The sequence below is a fragment of the Alkalimonas delamerensis genome, from assembly GCF_030717955.1.
Taxonomy (GTDB): Bacteria; Pseudomonadota; Gammaproteobacteria; order Enterobacterales; family Alteromonadaceae; genus Alkalimonas; species Alkalimonas delamerensis.
Genome location: NZ_JAUZVY010000007.1, coordinates 128916 through 154009, shown reverse-complemented (window position 1 = coordinate 154009; position 25094 = coordinate 128916). Strand labels below are relative to the sequence as shown.

Below are 25094 nucleotides of genomic sequence, written 5' to 3'. Positions count from 1 at the left end.
CATTAGAGCTCAATGGTATCGGAGCCGGCATGAACACTACAGGGAAACTGCTATCTTACTGGCAATGGTTGCTGCTTGTTGTCTGCTTGCTGGCCTCTGTGCTGCTAACCGAAAATCTGGTGCGGCAGGACGTGGCCTATGCCCGGGGACAGCAGTTGGAGCAACAGGTTGCCAATGCCGGTCATTTGCGCTCCTTTTTAGAAACTGAACTGAATCGGGCCCTGTACCTGACCTTTGGTTTATCGGCTTATGTCCAGGCCAACCGTGGCCAGGTCTCAGCCGATGAATTCAACTTGCTGCTGCCGGAGTTGGTCGACCTGGGCCAATACATCCGCAATATTGGTGTTGCACCAGACAACCGACTTACCTACGTCTACCCGATAGCCGGCAACGAAGCCGCCATAGGTCTCTACTACCCTGACTTGCCGGAACAGTGGCCAGCCGTCGAAGCCATTATCAACAGTGGTGAGGCCAGCCTGGTCGGCCCGGTCACCCTGCTGCAAGGCGGCACCGGCTTTATCCATCGTTTACCGGTTTTTATAGAAGACCGCTATTGGGGCATCATCAGCATCGTGGTCGACCCCACCGAGCTGTGGCAGGAATTGCAACGGCTAAAAGATCGTTACGGCATTGAAGCAGCTTTGCGCAGCCGCTTGCCGGATGGCGGCTACAGCAACAGCTTCGTCGGCAGCAACACCCTGTTCTATGACGACAGCCTGCGGCTGGACCTCAGTATCCGCGGCGCTGAGTGGCAACTGGCCATCCGCTCATTGGACCCGCTGAAAGGCCGTACCCGCGAGATCCGGCTGGTCGGCTACTCCGTCACCTTGCTGTTGCTGGCTCTAATCAGTTGGTTGACCTTTTCCCGCCACCAGCTGCAACAGTCCGGCCGCGAGCTGCGTTTGCAGCAGCAGTACCTCAGCACCGTGATGGACAATGTCGCCGATGCCATTGTTACCACCGATGCCAACGGCCGCATTGAGCGCATCAATCAGGCTGCTGCGACCATCTTTGGTCTGGATATGCAGCAGCTGGAAGGGGTGCACTGGTCCTCGCTGTTGGATGACCCAACAGAAGAAAGCCATTTAATCACCACCACCAGTACGCCAGAGAAAGTCGCAAAAACCAGAGGCCGAAACCGCTTCGATCAAGCCTTTCCGTTGGAAATATCCCGCTCTGAAGTTGAGTTCAACCAACTGAAGAAAAACGTTATTTTATTGCGTGATATGACAGAGCGCTACAAGGTCGATCGGTTAAAAAATGAGTTTGTCTCCACCGTCAGCCATGAGCTTCGCACCCCCCTTACTGCCATCAATGGTAGCATTGGCCTGGTGCTCGGCGGCGTATTGGGCTCGGTCAGTCCCCAGGTGCAGCAATTGCTGCAAACGGCTTACGACAACTGCAGCCAACTCACCCTGCTGATCAACGATTTACTGGATATGGAAAAACTGGAAGCCGGCAAATTGCATTTTCAGCTGCAACCTGTGCGCCTGGCCGAGTTGATTGAACATAGCCTGCAGCAAAACAGTGCACTGGCCTTGCAAAGCCAGCTGAAGCTAAGCTTCGAAACGAACGACCATCAGCTGATGGCGCGGGTGGATCCACTTCGGCTGCAGCAGGTGCTAACCAATCTGCTGTCCAATGCGATTAAGTTCGCACCACCGCATAGCCAGGTTGAAGTCCGGTTGCTACAGCAGCAAGGCCAGGCCCGAATTGAAGTAAGGGATCAAGGGCCAGGGATCCCGGAGCACTTTCGTCCGATGCTGTTCCAAAAGTTTGCCCAAGCGGATAGCTCGGATAAAAAGATTCAGCAAGGCTCTGGCTTGGGGTTAGCCATTGCCCGCTCCCTGACCGAGGTCATGGGCGGCACCCTGGCCTATCAGCCACTATCACCGCATGGCAGCTGTTTTTACCTTGAGCTGCCGCTGATTGCAGCAGTCAGCAGCCATTAAACCCCTGACAGCAGCCACCGGACGGCAAAACAAGATTTCTGGCATTTTTTTTGGCATACTCGAGCAGTTACCTGGCCATGCCGTTGTGGCGGCATGGCGCACTACAACAAGAACGATTGCTATAGCCTCGTCCCAAAGGAGACACAACCATGCGCAAAACCCTGATCGCGACAGCCATTGGCGTTGCACTGGCCTTAACCGCCTGCTCTGAGCAACCAGTTGCTCCTGCTGACTTAGCGGCCGATACTGCCGTTGAAGCCATGCAGGACATCAGCAAAGACAACCCTTTTTTCCAGCCTTTCGCCCTGCAATACGGCGCGCCAGATTTTCGCTTGATTGAGGATGAGCACTTTTTGCCTGCCTTCGAAAAAGGCATGGCACAGCACATGGCTGAAATTGACGCCATTGCCAACAACCCCGAAGCGCCAACTTTTGACAACACCATCGTCGCAATGGAGCGTAGCGGTGAACTGCTGACCCGGGTATCACGGGTGTTCTCCAATTTGTCCGGTACCGACAGCAACGAAAAGCGTCGTGAAATTGCCCGCGAGCTGTCTCCTAAATTTGCCGCTCACTCCGACAACATCAATCTAAACCCGGCCCTGTTCGCTCGGATTGAAGCCATTTACAACCAGCGTGACTCGCTGGACTTGGATGCCGAATCCAGCCGTCTACTCGATATCTACTACCATCGTTTTGTCCGCTCTGGCGCTACTTTAACCGAAGAGCAGCAGGTAAAAATCCGTGCCCTGAACGAAGAGCATTCGCGTCTGACCACCGAGTTCTCGCAAAAGCAGTTGCAAATCACCCGTGAAATCGCCGTCGTTGTGGAGAGCGAAGCTGAGCTGGACGGTCTGTCGGCCAGCCAAATCCGCAGCGCCGCCAATGCCGCCACCGCAGCAGGCCATGAAGGCAAGTTCCTGCTGAGCATCACCAACACCACCCGTCAGCCTATTCTGACCTCGCTGCACAACCGTGAGCTGCGCCAGCGCATCTGGGAAGCTTCGGCATTCCGCGGTACTCAAGGGGATCACGATGTCCGGCCTATCGTTTCGCGTCTGGCACAAATCCGTGCTGAGCGCGCCGAGCTGCTGGGTTATGCCAACTGGGCCGAGTACATGCTGGAAAACACCATGGCGCAAAACCCACAAAATGTGCTGGATATGCTGACCAGCATGGTGCCGGCCGTGGTGGCGAATACCAAGCAGGAGCAAGCTGACATTCAGGAAATGATCCGTCGTCACGGTGGTGATTTCGAAGTGCAGCCATGGGACTGGGAGTACTACGCCGAGCTGGTGCGCCAGGAAAAATACGACCTGGATGAAAACGAAGTGAAACAGTACTTCGAGTTTAACCGCGTGCTGCACGACGGTGTGTTCTACACCATGAATCGTCTTTACGGCATCCGTTTCGAGCCACGGCCAGACCTGCCGGTCTACCACCCGGATGTCGAAGCCTACGAGGTGTTTGATCACGATGGTACCAGCCTGGCGATTTTCTACGCCGACTACTTTGCGCGTGAAGGCAAGCGCGGCGGTGCCTGGATGAGTTCTTTTGTCACTCAGTCGCACCTGCTTGGCACCAAGCCAGTGGTGGTCAACGTGATGAACATTCCGAAAGCACCGGAAGGTGAGCCAACTCTGATCAGTTACGATCACACCACCACCATCTTCCATGAACTGGGCCACGGCATTCATGGCATGTTTTCGGATGTTCACTTCCCGAGCCTGGCGGGCACCGCGGTCTCGCGTGATTTTGTCGAGTTCCCTTCCACCTTTGAAGAGGACTGGGCGGCTCACCCTGAAGTGCTGGCCAACTACGCCAAGCACCATGAAACCGGCGAGCCTATCCCAACTGAGCTGTTGGAGCGGGTTATGACGTCGCGTAGCTTTAACCAAGGCTTCGATACCCTGGAGTACATTGCGGCTTCCTTTATCGACATGGAGTGGCACATGCTTGGCGCCGACGCGCCTTTGCAGGATGTGGCTGAACTGGAAGCCTACGCCTTGGCTAAGTACGGTGTAGACTTGCCAGCGGTACCACCGCGTTACAAGTCCACTTTCTTTAATCACTCCATCGGCGGTGGCTATGCCGCCAGTTACTATGCCTACATCTGGAGTGAAATTCTGGCAGCCGATGCCTTTGCCTATGTGCAAAGCCAGGGCGGTCTGACCCGTGAAAACGGCGATCACTACCGCAAGCACATTCTGGAAGTGGGCAACTCACGGCCACCGATGGAGTCCTACATCAAGTTCCGTGGTCAGGAGCCAACCACCGAGGCGCTGTTGATTCGCCGTGGTTTGAAAACCCAGCTGGATTAATGCGCCAATAGCAAAACGGCGCCTGCAGGCGCCGTTTTTTTCAGTAAAAAGACCATAAAAAAACGCAGCCTCCGGGCTGCGTTTTTATTGGCTGACAGCCTTACAACTGCGGGCCGGCTGCGACCAGGGCTTTGCCTTCGTCGTTGTCGGTGAATTTTTCGAAGTTGTTGATAAAGCGCTGGGCCAGATCTTTTGCCTTGGCATCCCACTCCGCCGCATTGGCGTAGGTATTGCGTGGGTCCAGAATGCCGTCTTCCACATCGTGCAAATGCGTGGGTACCGCCAGGTTGAAGTACGGCAGCTGCATAAACTCGGCGTTTTCAATGCTGCCATCCAGGATGGCATCAATGATGGCGCGGGTAGCTTTAATGGAAATGCGCTTGCCCGTGCCGTTCCAACCGGTATTGACCAGGTAGGCTTCAGCGCCGGCCGCTTCCATCCGTTTCACCAGTACTTCAGCGTACTTGGTCGGGTGCAGGCTTAAAAAGGCCGCGCCAAAACAGCTGGAAAAAGTTGGGGTTGGCTCGGTAATGCCACGCTCGGTACCAGCCAGTTTGGCAGTAAAGCCCGACAGGAAGTGGTACTTGGTTTGCTCTTTGGTCAGCTTAGCCACCGGTGGCAGCACACCAAAGGCATCGGCGGTCAGGAAGATCACCTTTTTAGCATGGCCTGCTTTGGAGACTGGCTTGACGATGTTGTCGATGTGGTAAATCGGGTAAGACACCCGGGTGTTCTCGGTTTTGGAACCATCGTCAAAGTCGACACTGCCATCATCACGTACGGTGACGTTTTCCAACAAGGCGTCACGGCGGATGGCCTGGTAGATATCCGGCTCGTTTTCTTTCGACAAGTTGATGGTTTTAGCGTAGCAGCCGCCTTCAAAGTTGAAGATACCATCGTCGTCCCAGCCGTGCTCGTCATCGCCAATCAGCTTGCGCTTTGGATCGGTTGACAGGGTGGTTTTGCCGGTGCCGGACAGACCAAAGAACACCGCCACGTTGCCATCTTCACAGACGTTGGCAGAGCAGTGCATCGAGGCAATGCCTTTCAGTGGCAGGTAGTAGTTCATCAGCGAGAACATGCCCTTTTTCATCTCGCCGCCGTACCAGGTGCCGCCAATCAGCTGGATACGCTCGGTCAGGTTAAAGGCAATAAAGTTCTCGGAATTCAGGCCATGCTGCTGCCAGTTCGGGTTGGTGCATTTGGCACCATTCATCACCACGAAATCAGGCTGGTAGCTTTTCAGCTCCTCGTCGCTTGGACGAATAAACATGTTTTTGACAAAATGCGCCTGCCAGGCCACTTCGGTGATAAAACGTACCGATAAGCGGGTATCCGGGTTGGCACCGCAGAAGGTATCGACCACAAACAAACGCTTGCCCGATAATTGGCTGGTGACCAGACCTTTCAAGTCAGCCCAGACCTCGGGTGAAATCGGCTTGTTGTCGTTTTTGCCCTGATCGGCCCACCACAGCGTGTCGCGGGTGGTATCATCACGCACAATGTATTTATCTTTTGGCGAACGGCCGGTAAAGATACCGGTATCGACGGCAACGGCACCAAGGGTGGTGACTTTCCCCTGCTCATAACCTTCGAGATCCGCACGCGTCTCTTCTGCAAACAACTGGTCGTAACTCGGGTTGTATACGACTTCCGTGACATCGGTGATGCCGTATTGGCTCAAATCCAAATCGGACATGATGTAGGCTCCTAAGGGTACTGTAGGTGTAGGGTGCAGTCTCTAGGCGGACTTCAACGTTCATCTTTCAAGGTGCCGGCAGCTCCGCTGCCTAAAAAACACCCGCGCATGATACCGTTTTTGTCACCGAAAAGATAGGTTTTGATCGCAAGGAAATCGGCCAGAACCAAGGCAGGCCGCGGCCTATGCGGTTTTGCTGCATAGCTATGCGGATTTTTTTGTTTGGCAGCTTGAAAGTTTACTGCGGCTGTATCAATTCTGGCCAGGGCAAGGCCGCTTGCCCCATCACCACAAAATTTGGGTTGGCCAGACTTTCGCGCTGGTTGTAACTGAGCGGTGCAAAACTGCTGTCGAGGATTTTGCCGCCGGCTTCTTCCACAATGACATGGACTGCACCGGTATCCCATTCACCGGTTGGGCCAAGGCGGACATAGCAATCGGCTCCCCCCTCGGCCACTAAGCAACTTTTTAGCGAGCAGCTGCCAAGCGGAATGTACTCAACCTGCTGCTCGGCTGGCAACAATTGCTCGATGCGGGAGCGTGCCTGGCGCCGACTGACCGCCACCCGCAAAGGTTCTGAGGCTTGATGCTGATGCACCTGAATACGGCGAATTTTAGAGCCCTGTTGCTTAAAAGCACCATGGCCCCGGGTGGCGTAATACAGCACCCGCTCTTTTGGCCAGTAAATCACCCCCAGTGCCGGCCAGCCATGCTCGACCAAAGCAATGCTGACGGCAAAGTCACCGCTTCTGGCAACAAATTCCTGAGTGCCATCCATCGGGTCAATCAGCCAGTAGCGCGGCCAGTGTTGGCGCTGCGCCAGTGGCAGCAGCTGCACTTCTTCAGAAATAATGGGGATATCGGGGGTCAGCGTCTGCAGGTGCTGCATAATGATGTCGTTGGCAGCCAGATCGGCAGTGGTGACCGGACTTTCATCGTCTTTGGTGGCTTGCTGGTAATCCCCGCTTTGATAGAGCTGCCAAAGCCGATCACCGGCTTCTTTGGCGGCGTTTTTTATCGGTTCAAGCAGTGAACTCAAGAACATCGGGATTCCTTGCCAGGTATGCATCGGTCAGAAACAAAGCCGCCACGCTGCGGGCTTCGGTAAAATCCGCTTGTTGCAGCAACTCATCCAACGCGTGCCGGGGCCAGCGCATGCACTCCAGCGGCTCAGGTTCATCACCGGTCAGTTGCTCCGGGTACAAATCCAGCGCCAGCACTATATGCATTGTAGCATTAAAATAGCCCGGAGCCAGTGCCACCGACTTCAGTGGGATCAGACGCTTGGCGCCAAAACCAATCTCTTCCTTAAGTTCACGGTTGGCCGCCTGCAAGGGATCTTCACCCGGATCGATCAAGCCTTTGGGAAAGCCCAGCTGATAATCGTGGGTGCCGGCGCAGTACTCCCGAATCAGATAAAAGTGTTCTGCATCCGGCATTGCAACGACCATCACAGCGCCACGGCCACTGCCGCGCATCCGCTCGTACAAGCGCTCTTCACCGTTGCTAAAACGCAGTTGCAATTGCTCGACTTTGAACAAGCGGCTTTGCGCCACCACTTCCTGATTAAGGATCTCTGGTGGTTGTTTTGTCTGCTTCGATTCAGCCATCCGCTTCCCTCTGCTACAATAGCGCCGCCAGGCGGCTGTTGCCTGTGCAACACTCTGCTTTGCCCCATGATAAAACGAAAAACAGGAAAAAACGATGCTGAACTGGGATCAAATTGATACCGTCTTGCTGGATATGGATGGCACCCTGCTGGATTTGCACTTTGACAATCATTTCTGGCTGGAACATTTGCCACAGCGCTGGGCCGAGCTAACAGACCGCAGCCCGGAGCAAGCCAAAGCTGAGCTGTTGGCCGAGTACGCCAAACTGTCCGGCAAGCTGGAGTGGTATTGCCTGGACTACTGGGGCAAGCGGCTGCAACTGCCCATCACCGAGCTCAAGCGCGAAGTGATGGACAAAATCCGCATGCGCGACGATGTACCGGCTTTTTTGTCGGCGTTAAAGGACAGCGGCCGTCATATTGTGCTGGTGACCAATGCTCACCCGGACAGCTTGTCGCTAAAGATTGAACGTACCGATTTGGCCAAATACATTGAGCAACTGATCTCCACCCACGAGTTTGGCGTGACCAAGGAAAGCTGGGCGCTGTGGCAAAAGCTGCAGGACCGGCTGGGCTTTGATCCGGAGCGGACCTTGTTCGTCGACGACAGCCTGCCCATTTTGCAAGCGGCTCAGGAGTTTGGCATTCGACACCTGCTGGCGGTGGCCAATCCAGACAGTCAGCAGCAGCTGCGCCAGATTGACCAGTTCCCGGCCATCAGCGATTACCATCTGCTGCTCAATGATATTGCCGCGACCGCACGCCATCAGGCGTAACTGCTTGACGTTTGACCGATTCGAACTGGCCGTTCTGCCGAAAAGTGCGTATAAAGCGAGCGGAATCCACGATGAGACTTAGTATGAAATTATTTGTTTTTGCGGCCAGCGCCGCTGTGCTTTTGCTCGGCTGCAGCAGCCTGAACAACACCATCACCCCTGAACCTCAGGCCAATGCCGCCGCCATTGAGGGCCATATGCTGTTTCTGGCTTCGGATGAGCTGGAAGGCCGCGATACCGGCAGCCGGGGCCATGAAATTGCTGCTTTGTACATTGCCACCCAATTGCAGGCGCTTGGCCTAGAACCAGCCGGCGATAACGGCACTTTCTTTCAACGGGTACCACTGCGCAGCAGCCGGCTGGTGCCGAATAGTGCCCGCATGGTGTTGCATACGGCTGAAGGCGATCAGGAGCTTGCCTACCCGAAAGCTTTTTTCAGCGGCGCCGATCCGGTGGCTACTGAGTCCAGCGTCACGGCTCCGTTGGTCTTTGTCGGTTATGGCCTGATTTCCGAAGAGTTTGGCATCAACGATTATCAGGGACTGGATCTGCAAGGGAAAATCGCTGTCATGCTGCCGGGCTTGCCAGATCACCTGCCCAGCGAAGAAGCTGCTCACCTAGGGCGCGAACGCAATCGTTTTGCTGCTGAGCAAGGCGCTGTCGGGGTAATCACCATTCATACGCCACAACGTGAAGCGGTGCGCCCTTATGCCAACAGCATTTTGTTCCTGAACACCCCCAGCATGCGCTGGCTGGATAGTGATGGCGAACCCGGTGGCGTGCAGCGCCAGCTGCGTGGTGGCGCCTATGTCCACCATGAAGCTGCGGAAGCCTTGTTTGCTGAGGCTGAAACACCGCTTAGCAGCATCTTCGAGCAACTGGATGCCAATGCCATGCCAGCAGGCTTTGCACTGAACATCAGTGCCACCTTGAGCCGTCAGTCGACCCATGAAGACATCACCAGCCCCAATGTGGTGGCTGTGCTGCCGGGCTCAGACCCAAGCTTGCGTCATGAGTACGTGGTGCTAACGGCACACTCGGACCACATCGGCATGATCCAGGATGTGCGCAGCGACAACCGTATCAACAACGGTGCGATGGACAATGCCGCTGGCGTTGCCATTTTATTGGAAACCGCCCGCATGTTCACCGAACTGGCCGAGCCGCCTAAGCGTTCCATTTTGTTTTTGGTGGTCACCGCCGAAGAAAAAGGCCTGCTGGGCGCCGATTACTATGCCCACAACCCGACCCGACCGATTGAGAACCTGATTGCCAACGTCAACATGGACATGCCGGTGTTGCTGTATCCGTTTGCCGACCTGATTGCCTTTGGTGCCAATCATTCCTCACTGGGCCCCGTGGTCGAGCGCGCTGCTGGCCGCGAAGGCATTCGTTTAAGCCCGGATCCAATGCCGGAGCAAGCCATTTTCACCCGTTCCGATCACTACACTCTGGTGCGTCAGGGCATTCCGGCGGTGTTTTTGATGACCGGTTTTGAGTCGCAAGATCCAGAGCAAGACGCCGCCGCCATCTGGGGCAGCTTCTTTGCCAAGCATTACCATAAACCCACCGACTCCATAGCCGATTTAACCCGGGAATATGGGCCTATTCGTTACGATTTCGGCGCTATTTTCACTCAGATTAACTTTAACATTGCGCTGGATTTAGCCAATGATCCACAGCGGCCTTTCTGGCTGCAAGAAAGTTACTTCCATGATGTGATTGGCCAGCCGCATACGCAGCAAGCGGTGCTGGAAGCGGCCAACTAGCTCGCATCAAGCGCCAGCTGCTGATGCAGATAATCAATCAGCAGCTGCACCCGTGCCGTCAAATGGCGGTTTTGCGGATACAAGGCCCATATCCCTTCGGATTTGGGCCTGAACTCTGGCAAGACTTCTATCAGCTGCTTGTTCTCAAGCGCGGCGCCAAGGTAATAATCCGGCAACTGCACCAGCCCAAGACCAGAGATGGCAGCATCCAACAAGGCCAGGCCACTGTTGCACTGCACTCGTCCGCGTGGCCGAAAGCTGACCGCTTTGCCTGCTTCCTGAAACCGCCAATGATCCAAAGTCCCCGGCAAACAGGAGTGATGCTGCAGCTCGGTCAGACTTTTTGGCGTTCCCGCCTCGGCAAGATAGGAGGGTGCAGCCACTAGGTGCAACTGACGGGAAGTTAAACGCCGGGCCATCAGACTGGAGTCCTCCAGCTGCCCCAATCGTATCGCCAAATCAAAACTGCCCTGGATCAGATCCAGCCGCTCATTGCTCAGCTGCAACTGCAGCTCCAGCTCCGGGTACTGCCGTAAAAACTGGTGCAACAAAGGCGCAATCCGATGCTCGCCATAATACACCGGTGCAGTAATGCGCAACCGGCCCCGCGGGGTCTGATTAAAATCGGCCAATAGCTGATTCGCTTCCTGCAAACCACTGACCAGATGCCGGCAATGCTGCAAATACAATTCGCCTTCTTTGGTCAGGGTGACGCTGCGGGTCGAACGAAACAGCAACTTTAACCCCAACCGCTGCTCCAGCGCCGCTACATTGCGGCTGACTTGCGCGACCGAGCAATCCAGTTGCCTGGCTGCTGCGGTAAAGCTATGCCGCTCCGCTACAGCGACAAACTCACTAATGCCCTGCCAATCATTCATACAGCACCATTTATTGCATAAATGCAAAACTAATTTGATAAACTACCGGATTATCCTGCAATCAGAAAAAATTACAATGCACTAGACTTAGAGCACAACAATAAAGCAATGATTACAGGAACAGAGTATGCAACCAATTAAAACCCGCGCCGCGGTGGCCTGGGGCCCAGGCCAGCCACTTTCGATTGAAGAAGTTGATTTGATGCCACCCCAGGCAGGTGAAGTGCTGGTACGCATTGTCGCCACCGGTGTCTGCCATACCGATGCCTACACCTTGTCTGGCGAGGATCCCGAAGGCGTCTTTCCGGCAATTTTGGGTCACGAAGGTGGCGGTATTGTCGAAGCCGTTGGTGAAGGCGTAACCTCGGTGGCGGTGGGTGACCATGTCATTCCGCTCTACACCCCGGAATGTGGCAAATGCAAGTTCTGCTTATCCGGCAAAACCAACTTATGCCAGGCCATTCGGGCCACTCAGGGCCAGGGCCTGATGCCGGATGGCACCAGCCGCTTCTCCAAAGATGGCAAGCCGATTTACCACTACATGGGCACCTCGACCTTTTCCGAGTACACCGTACTGCCAGAGATCTCGCTGGCTAAAATCAACAAAACAGCGCCGCTGGAAAAAGTCTGTCTGCTGGGCTGTGGCGTTACCACCGGCATGGGCGCCGTAATGAATACCGCCAAAGTGCAGCCAGGCGATACCGTGGCGGTGTTTGGTTTGGGTGGCATTGGGCTGTCGGCCATTATCGGTGCTGTGATGGCCAAAGCCGGTCGCATCATTGCCATCGACATTAATGAAAGCAAGTTTGCCATTGCCAAACAGCTGGGCGCGACCGATGTGGTCAACCCGAAGGATTACGACAAGCCGATTCAGGAGGTGATCGTGGAGATGACCGATGGCGGTGTGGATTTCTCCTTTGAGTGCATCGGCAATGTGCAGGTGATGCGCTCTGCGCTGGAGTGCTGTCACAAAGGCTGGGGGGAGTCGGTGATTATTGGCGTGGCCGGGGCTGGCCAGGAAATTTCTACCCGCCCCTTCCAGCTAGTGACCGGCCGGGTTTGGCGCGGCACTGCCTTTGGCGGAGTCAAAGGCCGCTCCGAACTGCCGGATTACGTGGAGCGCTATCTGGCTGGTGAGTTCGAGCTGGATACCTTTATCACCCATACGCTGCCACTGGAGCGGATCAACGAAGCCTTTGATTTGATGCATGAAGGCAAGTCGATTCGCACCGTGATCCATTTTTAGGGAGCCACTCTTTAAGGGAGCTACTATGCAAGCCTTAGAAAAAATCAGCGATCAGCGGCTGTTTGGCGGCCACCAGATGCGCTTTGCCCACGACTCCAAAGTGCTGAATTGCCGGATGCAGTTTTCCGTCTATTTGCCACCACAGGCCGGGCAACAGGATGTCCCAGCGCTGTACTGGCTATCCGGGCTCACCTGCACCGATGAAAACTTCTCCGCCAAAGCCGGCGCTCAGCGGGTTGCCGCTGAGCTTGGCATTGCTCTGGTGATCCCGGATACCAGCCCCCGTGGCGAACAGGTACCGGATGATCCGGAAGGAGCTTATGATTTTGGCCTGGGTGCTGGCTTTTACGTCAATGCCACCGAAGCGCCTTTTGCCAGCCACTACCAGATGTACGATTACATCGCCAAAGAGCTGCCGGCGCTGGTTGAGGCCGAATTGCCACTGAGTCCCAAGCGCTCCATTTCCGGTCACTCGATGGGTGGGCATGGTGCTTTGGTAATCGCACTGCGGGAAAGCGGCCGGTATTGCTCGGTCTCGGCTTTTGCACCCATCAGCAACCCCATCAACTGCCCCTGGGGCCAAAAGGCGCTGACGGGTTATCTTGGCAAGGATGAAAGCCTCTGGCAAAACTACGATGCTTCGGTCCTGCTGGCAGAGAAGCAAGCGACACTGCCCATTCTGGTTGATCAGGGCGATGCCGATCCCTTCCTGGCCAAGCAGCTCAAGCCCGAAGCGCTGCAAACAGCAAGCCAAAGCAGCGGCTCCGAGCTCGAACTGCGTATTCAGCCAGGCTACGATCACAGCTACTACTTTATCGCCAGCTTTATTGAAGACCACCTGCGTTTTCATGGCCTTTATTTGTTGCCTCAATCCTGAGGCAACAAATAGCTTGTTACATAAAACCAAAGTTGATCGCCTTTATTACCACCCTTTGCTCACGTACTATCGGATAGGAAGCAAAATGACCCTTTGAGCAAACCATGAAAAAAGGAATTTGGATGAAGCTGGCGTTCACTTCAACTGTTGCCGTACTGGCCAGCATTTTTCTGCTGCAGGCCTGCAGTACTCCCAATAGCGTGCAACAACTGATCACCGAACAAGGAGTGATCGAGCAGGTCCCGGATGGCAAGCACCAGGGCATGTACCGCAATCTGTATCGTGGTCAGCAGGACTACCCGATCACTTGCGAGGGTGACTGTTACCCCGCTCACCCGACGGTGGCCTGCAAGAGCCATGGCCAGGATTGCCAGTTTATTGGTGAGCAAAGCGCACCAGAACTTAACAGCGGCTTTCTGGTGCATTGGGTCGGCCATGCCAGTTTCTTAATCAAAACGCCAGATGGCCAGCAGCTGTTGTTTGATCCTGTGATGGGCCAGTTTGACCGGCCAGTCAATTGGGCGGCGCACCTGATTGGCCTGCGCCGTCCCTTGCCTGCAGGTTTACCCAGCGAGCAGCTGGCAGCCAGCGATGCGGTGCTTTACTCACACCTGCATTACGATCACTTCAGCCATGCCACCATTCGTCAGATTGGCACCGAGGCACGCTACTATGTGCCAATCGGCATGGCTGATTACATGCCCAAAGGCGGTTATCAGGTACTGGAAAAAGCCTGGTACAGCAGCAGTGAACTGGGTGAACTAACGGTGCATCTGGTTCCGGCGCATCATTTTAACAGTCGCAAACTGTTCAACGATGACAACCGTGCCAAATGGGGCGGCTGGCTGATAGAGCACCAGGAAAATACCTTGTTTTTCGCCGGTGATACCGGCTATTCACCGCATTTTCGCGATATTCAACAAAGGTACGGCGATATCGATATTTGCTTGCTGCCGGTGGCGTCTTACCATCATGACGAGCACAGTGCCTGGTACCGCTATGTCCACACCACCCCAGAAGATGCGCTGGTGGCTGCCGAAGAGCTGGGCTGCAAGGTGATGATCCCTTGGGGCTATGGCAATGCCAGCTGGCAGATGGGCGATCACAGCTCGCACTCGCCACTGCTGCGCTTGCTGCATATGCAGCAGCAGATGCAAAGCACCGTGCCACTGCATATTCTTAATGAAGGGGAATCGGTGAGTCTTTAACAACAAGCCCGGCATAATGCGCCGGGCTATTGTTGTACTGAGTCTTACTTATTCAATACCCGCAGCATCCAAGCGGTTTTTTCATGCACCCGCATCCGATCGGAGGCCAGCGCTGCTGTCGACTCATCATCACCGGCTTGAGCATGCTTGAGCACCTCGCGGCAGGTGCGTACGATGGTCTCATGACCCTGTGTCAGCAAATCGACCATCTCTTTGGCGGCAGGCACGCCATCCACTTCTTTGATGTTGCTTAAACGGACAAACTCTTTGTAAGTCCCGGGCGCAGCGACATCCAGCGTACGAATACGCTCGGCGATATCATCGACCGCTACCGCCAGCTCGGTGTAGTGCTCTTCAAACATCAGGTGCAGTTCACGAAACTGTGGGCCTGTGACATTCCAGTGGAAGTTGTGGGTTTGCAAATAAAGCGTGTAGGTATCCGCCAGCAGGTGTTTCAGACTTTCGGCTATGGTTTCACGATCGGCCTTGGTAATACCGATATCCATTTGTGTCATGGGGCACTCCTTCAGATTGGGGGAATGTGCCATACCAGCTTTACGCTGTCATGGCATTGGCTTGTTGATAAGCCTAGCATTTCGAAAGTACTTAGGCTATGACACAGATCAGAACTTCCGCGAGCAGCTGCCTAAAAACGACGGCTGATACAACAACTCAGAACTCCTGATTTAGCCAGTCCTCATGGCCATGCCGAATGCGGATAATAAAAATGCTGTGATCTGCCATCTGCTGATAAATGACCAGATGCTGGCCAATGGGGTGTATATGAACCGGCGGGTTAATCTCTTGCCGAAGGGGGGCAGCTTTGGGGTGCGCCGCTAAAAACTCGAAAGTGCGACTGAACTGTTGATGGTAGCGGCGAGCCGCTGCAACACCAAAGTGTTGAGCGCCATACAAAAAGATATTTACCAGATCCTGCTCAGCCTGCTGACTCAGCCGATAGGGCATGCTTACTCCGCCAACTTTGCCAGTGCTGCTTGCTCAATCTCTGCCATAGAGTGCTGGCCCGGGCCGCTGGCAATTCCTTCATCCACCAGGCGCTGCATATGCGCTATTTTGGCCGCCTGCTGTTGATCACGGCGAATCAAATCGCGCACATAATCGCTGGCATTGCTGTAACGACCAGCAGCAGATTGCTGCTCAACCCAGTCTTTCATTTGATCTGGTAAGGAAACATTCATGGTAGCCATCTGCTTCATCCAGTGCTGAAACTCGTTGCACTTATTATGGCAAAGTTTGCCAAAAAATGCAGCTCTAAGCAGTATCAATGTCTATTGCGAGACACTTGGCACCAAGATGGAAGGGACAACCAGCAATAAGGCTGCAACCAGATAAACTCCAACTGCAGCATCTTCTGCTTTTATGCTGTCAGATGCACTTTTATTAGAAGCGGTGAATTACAATAACCGCCTTAAAAACGCCAGCTGACGCCAAGATCCCAGCTGTACTCTGAATCCGACTTATCTTCCAGTGACAGACTGCCACGCAGCTGAACGTTGGGAGTGATAAACCATTGTGAACGAACGCCCAGCCGATTGGTGCTGACCAAATAGTGGCTATCACGGTCACGGGTAACAAAAACGCCAAATGATAACGGCTGCCCCATGTAATAGTCTGCGGCCAGATCCCAGCCATCACGGCGCGGCCCTCTGGCTCTTAGGTAGCCAAAATCAAAACCGATAAAATGACCATTTTGCAAAGCCCAGAGCTTCTCAGTGCTAATGCCGGTGTGCCAGTAGCTTTTGTCCCCAGAAAACTTTTCGTGCTCGACATCGACCGTCACCAGCCAATTATCCTGCAGAAAATATCCCAACTGGCCCTGGGTTCGGTTTCCCGACCAGGAAATCATCTGGCTGTGCTGCAACGAGGCATAGAGGCTGTGCTCACTGGATTGATAGATCCCGCCCAATTGCCAGGCTTTATAGCGCTCTGAATAATCCAAACCGAATGCTCGCCAGGAAAAATCCGCCATCATGTACTGTGCGGATACTGAGCTGCGCCCTGCAAAGGTCGTGTAAGCCACATACGGTAAGGCCTGTGAACGTTCCTGACCCGGGATAAAATAACGGTAGCCAAGGGTATGACTGGTAAAGCTGTCGTAATTGGTATCGAAACGGTCGAGGCTTATCTCCGATGAAAAAGGTTCTGCCAATACAGCTGCACAACAAAAAAAAGAAAAACTGGCTACTAATATCTTCATACAACATCCATGAGTAAATTGAGAGTAAATTAATTATTGATTCAGGAGGTTATACAAAGAAAGCTGAACGAATGATGAATGATGAAAGCAAGACCATGGGCGCTGCCCTCACGTTCAATTAGCCTTGTTGAATAGACGTTTTGTCCAGACGATGACTTCGTTAGTAATGGCGTATCAGTTTTGATCCGAAACTGCAGTACTTTGTAAAAAATTTTGATCCATCGACTCAGCAGGGCACTCACAGCTGCTGCCAATGATTTTAGCAGGCACCCCGACCGCAGTGGTATTCGCTGGAACCGGATCCAGCACCACCGAGCCGGCACCAATGCGGGCATCTTCGCCAATAACAATATTACCCAGGATCTTGGCACCCGCTCCTATCATCACGCCAGGACGGATTTTTGGGTGACGATCACCTTGCTGATTGCCGGTTCCACCTAAGGTGACGCCCTGCAGAATCGACACATTGTTGCCAATTTCGGCCGTCTCACCGACCACAATGCCAGTGGCATGGTCGAACATCAGGCCATGGCCGATGCGGCAGGCCGGGTGGATGTCGACGCCAAACACTTCCGAGCAGCGACTTTGCAGAAAACGCGCCAGCTCCTTGCGGTTTTGCCGCCACAGGCAATGCGCCAAACGATGGGTTTGAATGGCGTGGAAGCCTTTTAAGTGCAGCAACACATTAAGGTAGGTATCGGCTGCCGGATCGCGATCCAGCACCGCTTTGATGTCATGGGCAACATGGGTCAGCATCTCGTCGCAATTGACAAAGGCCTGATCAAACAGCTCACGAATGGTAAAGGCAGAGACCACCGCATCGGACAACTTGTTGGCGACGATAAAGCTAAGGGCCGAACCCAGACAATCATGGTTCAGCACACTGGAATAGACATGGCTGGCGAGCAGGGGCTCTTTGGTCACCAGCTCGAAGGCTTCCTGTTTTAACTGTTGCCAGATCTCATGCCGCATACGCTTGCCTCTTGGTGTTGCCCCACCACCAACACAGACTGGCAGTGGTTTTCAGGGCTGATACGATAACGGATCCGGACCAAACTGGCAATGGTTCAGCGACAAAAAAGACATCCAGACATCTATTTATCTCTGCTATCTACAGCCCTACAGCATGCAATTGGCATACAAGGTGGTGGTAGCCGGCCAATCGGAGAACACGCCGATGACACCGACCTCCTGCGCCAACACATGCAGCAGCTGCAAGGCGACGCTGTCATCGGTGGTGAGATCAGCAATGCTCTGATAGTACCAACCGCCGCCATCATCCAGCCGGCCGGAGCGCTCCAGCGTCCAGCTGATGATCTCCAATCCGGCAGCGCGCGCTGCTTTGGCATAGGCCGAGGGCCGAATCTGCCCGTCTTCGTTATGCACAAGCACCCACAGCGGCGGAGCAATAATGTTCAAGCCAGCTGCTTTGAGCTCTGCCATACCGGGTTGCCAGCTGTCAGGCTGCATCGGATCAAAGGCGGGGTCTTCATAACGTCCATCCAGCCAGACCGCTTGTTTGGCGAACTCCGGCTCTGCCTTCAGCCAATAGACAATGTCCTGCCAGTCGAACGACTGCAAAAATACCTGCTCCGGTGGCACCCCGGCGGCTTTGTACTCATCCACCAGCTGCTGAGCATACTGCTGCTGGCTGAAGTGCCCCTGAAACGGCATCGGCACTTCAGCGGCTTTGAGTTCCGGTGTCATTTTGCGGCCCAGTTGCTGAAACAGTTCAATGCTTTGCTGGTGCGACAGCACCGCCGGGCAGGAGCCAGCGTAAAGATCGGTGCGCCAGTCCGCAGTGCCTCGCAGATACTGCTGTACCGTGCTCGCAGCGGGGTTGACCCCATCCATTTTGCCACACAGGGTTAAATACTCTGCCAGATCGATGTCGCTGGTGCAGCAGCGGGCACTGGCCGGCTGGCCCGAGACTGGGTCGGCCGGCGTAAAAGGCTCACTGCAACGGGCTGCCAGCTCCGGACGCAGTAAAATGTCGGTGGTCTGGTGCAGGTCGCACTGAGCATGGCGGCAGACCAGCTGGCGATCACGGGTAAAGGTCACGTCGCATTCTAAAATACCGGCGCCCATCAAGGCGGCAGCCCGAAAAGAGGCTTCAGTATGCTCCGGGAACATTAAGGGGGCACCGCGGTGACCAATGGAAAAGTCCTGTGGCGAAAAAGGCCCTTCACAGGCACTGAGCTGCTCTTTTAGTGCCCCTTCCGGCAATTTCGCCACTAAGAATGCTGGCCTGGGTCCAAGCTCCACGGTCTGCGGGCCAGAACCTACTTCTACCGACACAGGCTCACTCACTTGCTGGCAACCAACCAGTCCAAGTAGCGATAGCCCCAGCACACACAGCAAAACTTTGCTCATTTGAGTCACTCTCTTTCAGGCGTAAAAAAGGATAAGCCAGCCGGCTTGCGACAACAAAGCGCGCAGTTTGCCGGCAAAACATGACAGCAAAATGACAAGTGTTACTCTATAACAAATTAAGATAATCTAAAGTAAAGTTTCTGGTTTAAATTCACAAAATCGTCATTTTTTGCCGCCATACTTGCCCGCCGTCGGGATCTGATCCGACCACAAAACAACCATAACATACCACAACATTTTTGATCAGACGGAGAGCCCTGTGCAGTCTTTTAAAAGCAACCATTTGAGTCTGGCAATCATTGCCGCCCTGTCCACCGGTGTCTATGCCGGTGAACTGGACCAAGCCGAACAGGCTGAGAACGTCGAAGTGATTTCGGTACTCGGCAAGCGGGTCAGCTATGCCAACAACAGCACCGATGACAGCATGAAACTGCAACAAGCCCCCATCGGCAATGTGATGGATATGATTGATCACCTACCCGGTATTAACATCGGCCAGGGCGACGCTTTCGGCAGCGATGATTACACCACCACCATCAGCATGCGGGGCTTTGTGATTGACCGCGCCGATCAACAGCTGGGCATCACCATCGATGGCATCCCGAATGGCGGCTCGGCCTATGCCGGCGGCAGCAAGGCCAACCGCTTCCTTGATATTGAAAATACCCGCTTTGTCGAGGTAGGCCAAGGCAGTGCTGATATTGCCTCCGCCTCACTGGATGCATTGGGTGGCACCATCAACTTTGTCTCCGACAACCCGGAGCTTGATCGCGGCGCCCGCTTCGCTTACACCACCGGCAGCCACAACGCGCGTCGTTACTTTGCCCGTTTTGATACCGGCGAGCTGTTTGGCCACACCAGCGCTTATTTCAGCGTGTCCGACAGCTTCAACAACCGCTGGATGCTAACCGGCAGCAACGGCCATGCCGACCGGCTGCATGTCGAATTTAAAAGTGTCACGGAGCTGGCCGATAGCCGCTTTACTGCGCGTTTGTCTTACAACGATGCCCACGAAGACAATTACCAGCCGGTGTCGCTGGCGCACTTCAGACAAACCCCACGCTGGGATGGCCTGACCAATGTCTGGACCGGCGATCCGGATATCGACCAAAACTTTGCTGAAGCCTGGTCGACACTGCGCGAAAATACGCTGTTTTATGTCAAAGGTGAGTTTTATTTAACCGATGCACTGGAGCTGGATATTACGCCTTATCTGCACCTGCAAAACGGCCGTGGCGACTGGCTGCCGCCTTATCAGGTGTTTGCTGCCGATGCCGATGGCAATCGCATCGCACGCGGCAGCGGCGCCAGCCGCACCACCTACACCCATGTCGACAGTGCCGGCAATCCGATCCTGGATGGCAACAACGACCAGCCGGGGGCAAAGCGGGTCTCATCCTACCGCCATACCCATTACGACAAAACCCGTTATGGCGCAACTGCCAATCTAAGTTGGGAGCTCGGCACTCACCGTCTGCGCAGTGGACTCTGGCTGGAGTCGCAGCAACGCAATCAGACCCGCGACTGGCACGAAGTGATTGATCCGCAAGTCTACCACCACTTCGATGAACGCCCATACTGGGTGCATTTTGATGACGATTACCGCCACAAAGTTGCCAAGTTTTACCTGCAGGATCACATGACATTTGGCGATTTACAGCTAACAGTGGGCCTGCAAAAATACTTGGTGGACATCAGTCGTACCGACAACCTGAATGGCCTGGGCAAAGACAGCATCAGCAGCAACTCGTCCTGGCTGCCAAGTGCTGGTCTGGTCTATGGCCTGACGGATCGGCTGGAAGTATTCGCCGGCTACTCCGAAAACTTTAAAGCCATTGCCGACAGCATTCTGGAAAGCCAGCAAGCCGAAGACCTTGGCGACTTGCGCCCGGAAACCGCGACCAATATGGATCTGGGTCTGCGTTACTTTGGCGATCGCATCAGCCTCTCTACTGCCCTGTACAACGTCCGCTTTAATGATCGGGTGGTGTTGCTGCGCTACGCCACTGCAGAGGATGGCACTCCGAACTACCTGGCAGCCGGGGATGGTAATTTTGACAACGTCGGCGGTGTCCGTGCCCGTGGCCTGGAAAGCAGCCTGAGCTGGCGTTTAAGTCAGAACCTGAGCCTGACCAGCTCACTGACATTAAACACCGCCGAGTACTCGGAAGATGTGCTGACCAGCAAAATGAATCCGGCCGGTGAACCGGTGCTGGTGCAGGATTACCGCAAAGGCGACAAGATTGCCGGTATTCCTGAGCAGATGCTGTCGCTGGCACTGAACTACCACGATGGCAACTACCGGGCAGGCTTCAGCGGCAAGTACACCGGCAGCTACTATGGCGCCGCCAAACACAGCTTCGCCAGCGATGGCAGCGAGGTTTGGAACCGCGACCGCATTTCCGGCCACACCATTTACAATGCTTACCTCGGTTACGAGCAGTCGCTTGGTAACAACGGCTTGTTCCAAAGCGTTGATCTGGCTTTTGTGCTGAACAACCTGACCGACAAAAGCTACATCACCGGTGGCAGTGAAGGCGCTTATCTGATTGGGGCCGGCCGTACCGCCAGCTTTACCGTTAGTTTAAGCTTCTAATCGTCCTGCTATAGCGAAGCACAAGCGCACAAGTTACCCCTTGCGCGCTTGTTGCTGGCCTAGCTTGCTAAGACGATACTGCTGCAAGGGACTATTGGGCTGCTCTGGTCGGGTCATTTCCAGCAGACCAGCTGCCAAAGCCGGTCGAAGATAGCGCTGGCGAAATGACTCGCGATCTTTCAGGTTTAATAACTGCTGCAGTTCTTGTCGATTCAATGCCTTAGTTGCGTTTGCCAGCACTTTGAGCAAAGCATCTACTTGCGGGGTAGCTTGCGGGGTGGCTTGCGGGGTCATCTCTTCTGCTTCAGTACGGATAGTTTGCGCTATGACACTCAGCATAAACTCAATAAAAGGCGTAGCTTCTGATTTTTGGTTACTAAGATTAAGCGCCTGGTAATAATCATCCTGATATGCATGCACCATGCTCTCTATCGGTAGTTGCGCCAGTAATGGCTGCCACTGGCTTAAAATCAAGGTTTGCCACAAGCGGCCCATGCGGCCATTGCCGTCAGAGAAAGGGTGGATAAACTCGAACTCATAATGAAAAACTGAGCTGGCAATCAATGGGTGTTGTTTCGTCGTAGCCAGCCAGGTGAGCAAATCAGCCATCAACGGCGGCACCCGGCTCGCAGGAGGTGCCATATGCACCACCACATCAGCATTCATCACACCGACATTGCCGCTGCGATAGCTGCCAGCATCAGCAATTAACCCTGCCATCAAGGTGCGGTGTGCTTGCAATAAGTCGCGCTCACTGGCCGGCTGCCAGGTCGGAAACTGCTCGTATGCTTGAATGGCATTGCGAGCCTCACGAATATCCTTCGCTGGCGCCAACACCCGCTTACCATCCAAAATAGCGGTGATTTGCGCCTCACTTAAAGTGTTGCCTTCAATGGCTAACGAACCTTGAATGGTGCGGATCCGATGCAGCCGCCGCAGGCGTAGCCCCTGATCCGCCCCCTCAGCAATAGCGGCCATCCGGCCAAGTTGCTCGCTAATATCAGCGACCAACTGGACGATGTCCGCACTCATGTGAAAAGGAGGCTGGTAGTGAGCCGTCATTGCTCCACTCTGGCTAAATTCAAGACATACCTGGATTGTAAAACTACCTCAGCACATCCGCCAAGGCTTTTAAACAAAGCGCGATATTCTCCCGCCGGGCACCATAGCCCATCAAACCAATGCGCCAGGCTTTGCCCGCTAAATCACCCAGGCCTGCACCAATTTCCAGATTGTAATCCTGCAACAAGCGGCTGCGCACTTCAGCGTCATTGACACCGGCCGGGATCCAGACCGTGTTCAGTTGTGGTAAACGGTGGGCTTCATCGACCACAAAGCTAAGACCCAAGACTTCCAGACCAGCTTTGAGTTCTTGATGCAAGGCTGCATGGCGCTGCCAGGCTTGCTCCAACCCTTCGCTGGCTAGCAGGCGCAAGCTTTCGTGCAAAGCATAGAGCGCATTGACCGGGGCGGTATGGTGGTAACTGCGTTTGGCACTGCCGCTCCAGTAACCCATCACCAGACTTTGATCCAAAAACCAGCTTTGCACTGGCCGTGTGCGGTTTTGCATCCGCGCCACCGCCCGAGGTGAGAAAGAGATTGGCGATAAGCCCGGTACACAGGACAAGCACTTCTGGCTGCCGGAATAAATCGCATCGATGCCCCAGGCGTCAACCCGAAGTTCCACCCCACCCAAAGAGGTCACCGCATCGACAATGGACAAGCAATCAAAGCGCTGCGCCAGAGCACAAAGCGCCTGCGCATCCGACAGCGCACCAGTGGAGGTTTCGGCGTGGACAAAGGCCAGAAAGTGCACCTCTGGGTGCTGTTGCAGCGCGGCTTCGACCTTCGCCGGGTCGACCGGCTCGCCCCAGGGAAAGTCCAGCACAATGGCGGTGGCACCGCAGCGCTCGACATTTTGCCGCATGCGCTCACCGAACACACCGTTACGGCACACCAGCACGGTATCGCCCGGCTCCAGCAAATTGACGAAACAGGTTTCCATGCCGGCCGAACCTGGCGCGGAGACGGCCAGCGTCATCGGGTTTTCGGTTTGAAAGGCATACTGCAGCAGGCTGCGCAGCTCATCCATCATGCCAATAAAGAGCGGATCCAAATGGCCGACCGTTGGCCTGGCCTGGGCAGCCAACACCTCGGGATAGACATCGGATGGGCCCGGCCCCATCAGGATACGGCGCGGCGGGGTAAAAGAAGCAAATTCTGGGGCTGGGATCATCAGGGTCTCCTGCAACAAAAGCGGAAAACCCCTAGCCTAGCAAAGCCCGCATCATTTCGCTGCTGATTGCGCTTAATAGCGGGCATTCATTGCTGAAATACTAAAACCGGATCCGAAAGCGGCCTTCGGCATCGGGCGCGCCAACAAATTGCATCGCCTGGTGTACTTCTTCCGGCATCGACGCATCGGGCTTTAAGGTGCCCTCCACCGAGAAACGACCTGCGGCCTGCAGCCGGGCGGTGACATCCAGCCCCAGTGGGTTCTGACCATCGGTGATCAACACCAGCTCGCCGTTATCGCAGGCCAGGCTGGCAAAAATATGCTGCAAATCAATCCAGCCGGTCGGTGGTTGCAACCGTGCCTGTTGCCAGCTGGCCTGTCCCTGCAGTGTTTTGCACCAGGGAGCCCCCTGCTGGTAAGCATCAATGTCCAGCATCAGGGTGCCATCGGCACCAACTGGCAGTGGCAGTTGCAGCATCGGCGCTATCTGGGCAACCGGATAACGCAGCAAGCTGTCTCTGAGCTGCACCCCACCCAACCCATAGCGCAGCTGACCATTGAGGTAAGCCAACTCTTGCTCGGCCAGATCACCGGCCTGCAGCTGCACCACCAGCTGCCCCGTGAACAAGCGCCAGGGGCTCAACTGCCAGCGCAGCTGTCGCAGCTCCAGCTGCTGATAGGACAAGGCCTGCACCTGGCCTTGCCATAAAGTACCCTGCACCTGGCCTAACCGCAGCTCGGGCGGAAGCGGGGCCAGCTTCAGCCACCAGCTGGCTGGCGTTAACACCAGCAAACAAAGCAGATAACTGGCAAACCCAAGCGCACAAAGTTTTTTTATCGACATGCGTTATTCAACCAAAATTCGTCGGACCTGCACCACACCCGGCTGGCTGGCGGCGCTGACATCCAGATTGACCAGTTGCAAACCGTGCTGGTAGTGCAAGGCGTGCAACCAACGCACCAGGCTCTCAAAGGCGACATCGTCCAGCACCAGTTGCATCTGTTGATTTTGCGGCTGCATCCGGCTAACCCGAATGCCATGCTGACGGGCGCTGGTGGTCAGCACCTGCGACAAGCTGCCGGAGCTGCGCTCAACGCCGGTACCGGCCTGTTGCAATTGTGGCAGGACCGAGTGCAACCAGTCCAGTTGCTGCTCCGCCTGCATCAATGCCTGCTGATTGCGGGCCTTGCTTTGATGCACCGGCTGCCAGATCAGGTAGTAAAACAGGAAAACCCCAATGGCAATGGCGCACAGCAGTACCAGGGACTGCTCACGTGGCTGCAGGCCGCCCCACCACTGCTGAACTTGTTGTTGCAGTTGCTGTTTCATGCTGGC

22 protein-coding genes are annotated in these 25094 nt (G+C 54.9%); 8 read left to right on the top strand and 14 right to left on the bottom strand.

Going from position 1 to position 25094, the window contains the following annotated elements:
- Positions 1-29 precede the first annotated feature (29 nt).
- Both Q3O59_RS15180 and Q3O59_RS15175 read left to right on the top strand, forming a co-directional pair.
- A complete protein-coding gene (locus Q3O59_RS15180) occupies positions 30-1952 on the top strand; it encodes an ATP-binding protein (RefSeq protein WP_305946388.1) in 1923 nt (640 codons plus the stop codon).
- A gap of 149 nt (positions 1953-2101) precedes the next feature.
- Entirely contained in the window at positions 2102-4273 is a 2172-nt protein-coding gene (locus Q3O59_RS15175; protein ID WP_305946387.1) for a M3 family metallopeptidase, read from the top strand.
- A gap of 100 nt (positions 4274-4373) precedes the next feature.
- On the opposite strand, the gene pckA is transcribed toward Q3O59_RS15175, so the two are convergent.
- The 3 genes from pckA to nudE form a co-directional block, all read right to left on the bottom strand.
- On the bottom strand, positions 4374-5972 hold the full coding sequence (pckA, locus tag Q3O59_RS15170; protein ID WP_305946386.1) for a phosphoenolpyruvate carboxykinase (ATP): 1599 nt from the start codon (positions 5970-5972) through the stop codon (positions 4374-4376).
- Between the two features lie 238 nt (positions 5973-6210).
- On the bottom strand, positions 6211-7017 hold the full coding sequence (gene cysQ, locus Q3O59_RS15165; protein WP_305946385.1) for a 3'(2'),5'-bisphosphate nucleotidase CysQ: 807 nt from the start codon (positions 7015-7017) through the stop codon (positions 6211-6213).
- Positions 6995-7582: an ADP compounds hydrolase NudE gene (nudE, locus tag Q3O59_RS15160; protein ID WP_305946384.1), complete on the bottom strand. Its 588-nt coding sequence runs from the start codon at positions 7580-7582 to the stop codon at positions 6995-6997. The genes cysQ and nudE overlap by 23 nt, the downstream gene beginning before the upstream one ends.
- Before the next feature lie 94 nt (positions 7583-7676).
- On the opposite strand from nudE, the gene yrfG reads away from it, so the two are divergent.
- The gene (gene yrfG / locus Q3O59_RS15155; RefSeq protein WP_305946383.1) at positions 7677-8357 is read left to right on the top strand and encodes a GMP/IMP nucleotidase; all 681 of its coding nucleotides are present in this window, start codon (positions 7677-7679) and stop codon (positions 8355-8357) included.
- An 83-nt stretch (positions 8358-8440) separates the two neighbouring features.
- Complete coding sequence (locus tag Q3O59_RS15150) at positions 8441-10126, top strand: M28 family metallopeptidase (RefSeq protein WP_305946382.1); 1686 nt, start codon at positions 8441-8443, stop codon at positions 10124-10126.
- Here the strand turns inward: Q3O59_RS15150 and Q3O59_RS15145 are convergent.
- Positions 10123-11004 carry a LysR family transcriptional regulator gene (locus tag Q3O59_RS15145; RefSeq protein ID WP_305946381.1) on the bottom strand — a complete coding sequence of 294 codons (882 nt, stop codon included), beginning with the start codon at positions 11002-11004 and terminating at the stop codon, positions 10123-10125. The genes Q3O59_RS15150 and Q3O59_RS15145 overlap by 4 nt on opposite strands.
- A 127-nt stretch (positions 11005-11131) precedes the next feature.
- Between Q3O59_RS15145 and Q3O59_RS15140 the strand changes: the two genes are divergently transcribed.
- The 3 genes from Q3O59_RS15140 to Q3O59_RS15130 all read left to right on the top strand — a co-directional run bounded on the left by Q3O59_RS15140 (position 11132) and on the right by Q3O59_RS15130 (position 14335).
- On the top strand, positions 11132-12250 hold the full coding sequence (locus Q3O59_RS15140) for an S-(hydroxymethyl)glutathione dehydrogenase/class III alcohol dehydrogenase (protein WP_305946380.1): 1119 nt from the start codon (positions 11132-11134) through the stop codon (positions 12248-12250).
- A gap of 25 nt (positions 12251-12275) precedes the next feature.
- Positions 12276-13127: an S-formylglutathione hydrolase gene (fghA, locus tag Q3O59_RS15135; protein WP_305946379.1), complete on the top strand. Its 852-nt coding sequence runs from the start codon at positions 12276-12278 to the stop codon at positions 13125-13127.
- A gap of 104 nt (positions 13128-13231) precedes the next feature.
- Positions 13232-14335, top strand: a complete 1104-nt coding sequence (locus Q3O59_RS15130) for an MBL fold metallo-hydrolase (RefSeq protein WP_369812398.1) — start codon at positions 13232-13234, stop codon at positions 14333-14335.
- 44 nt (positions 14336-14379) lie between these two features.
- Here the strand turns inward: Q3O59_RS15130 and Q3O59_RS15125 are convergent, their stop codons facing one another.
- The 6 genes from Q3O59_RS15125 to Q3O59_RS15100 all read right to left on the bottom strand — a co-directional run bounded on the left by Q3O59_RS15125 (position 14380) and on the right by Q3O59_RS15100 (position 18926).
- Entirely contained in the window at positions 14380-14850 is a 471-nt protein-coding gene (locus Q3O59_RS15125) for a Dps family protein (protein ID WP_305946378.1), read from the bottom strand.
- A gap of 157 nt (positions 14851-15007) precedes the next feature.
- The gene (locus tag Q3O59_RS15120) at positions 15008-15301 is read right to left on the bottom strand and encodes a type II toxin-antitoxin system RelE/ParE family toxin (RefSeq protein ID WP_305946377.1); all 294 of its coding nucleotides are present in this window, start codon (positions 15299-15301) and stop codon (positions 15008-15010) included.
- A gap of 2 nt (positions 15302-15303) precedes the next feature.
- Positions 15304-15543: a type II toxin-antitoxin system ParD family antitoxin gene (locus tag Q3O59_RS15115; protein ID WP_305946376.1), complete on the bottom strand. Its 240-nt coding sequence runs from the start codon at positions 15541-15543 to the stop codon at positions 15304-15306.
- Positions 15544-15764: 221 nt separating this feature from the next.
- A complete protein-coding gene (locus Q3O59_RS15110) occupies positions 15765-16553 on the bottom strand; it encodes a hypothetical protein (protein ID WP_305946375.1) in 789 nt (262 codons plus the stop codon).
- 174 nt (positions 16554-16727) lie between these two features.
- Complete coding sequence (gene cysE, locus Q3O59_RS15105; RefSeq protein ID WP_305946374.1) at positions 16728-17525, bottom strand: serine O-acetyltransferase; 798 nt, start codon at positions 17523-17525, stop codon at positions 16728-16730.
- Between the two features lie 147 nt (positions 17526-17672).
- Positions 17673-18926 carry a glycerophosphodiester phosphodiesterase family protein gene (locus Q3O59_RS15100; protein WP_305946373.1) on the bottom strand — a complete coding sequence of 418 codons (1254 nt, stop codon included), beginning with the start codon at positions 18924-18926 and terminating at the stop codon, positions 17673-17675.
- 259 nt (positions 18927-19185) lie between these two features.
- On the opposite strand from Q3O59_RS15100, the gene Q3O59_RS15095 reads away from it, so the two are divergent.
- Positions 19186-21522 (top strand): TonB-dependent receptor, encoded by a 2337-nt coding sequence (locus tag Q3O59_RS15095; protein ID WP_305946372.1) that lies wholly within the window; start codon positions 19186-19188, stop codon positions 21520-21522.
- 33 nt (positions 21523-21555) lie between these two features.
- Here Q3O59_RS15095 and Q3O59_RS15090 read toward each other — a convergent pair whose 3' ends face one another.
- The 4 genes from Q3O59_RS15090 to Q3O59_RS15075 form a co-directional block, all read right to left on the bottom strand.
- On the bottom strand, positions 21556-22584 hold the full coding sequence (locus tag Q3O59_RS15090; RefSeq protein ID WP_305946371.1) for a Fic family protein: 1029 nt from the start codon (positions 22582-22584) through the stop codon (positions 21556-21558).
- A 43-nt stretch (positions 22585-22627) separates the two neighbouring features.
- Entirely contained in the window at positions 22628-23758 is a 1131-nt protein-coding gene (locus Q3O59_RS15085; protein ID WP_305946370.1) for a pyridoxal-phosphate-dependent aminotransferase family protein, read from the bottom strand.
- Positions 23759-23858: 100 nt separating this feature from the next.
- Positions 23859-24602 carry a type II secretion system protein N gene (locus Q3O59_RS15080; RefSeq protein ID WP_305946369.1) on the bottom strand — a complete coding sequence of 248 codons (744 nt, stop codon included), beginning with the start codon at positions 24600-24602 and terminating at the stop codon, positions 23859-23861.
- A gap of 3 nt (positions 24603-24605) precedes the next feature.
- On the bottom strand, positions 24606-25088 hold the full coding sequence (locus Q3O59_RS15075; protein ID WP_305946368.1) for a type II secretion system protein M: 483 nt from the start codon (positions 25086-25088) through the stop codon (positions 24606-24608).
- Between the last annotated feature and the right edge of the window lie 6 nt (positions 25089-25094).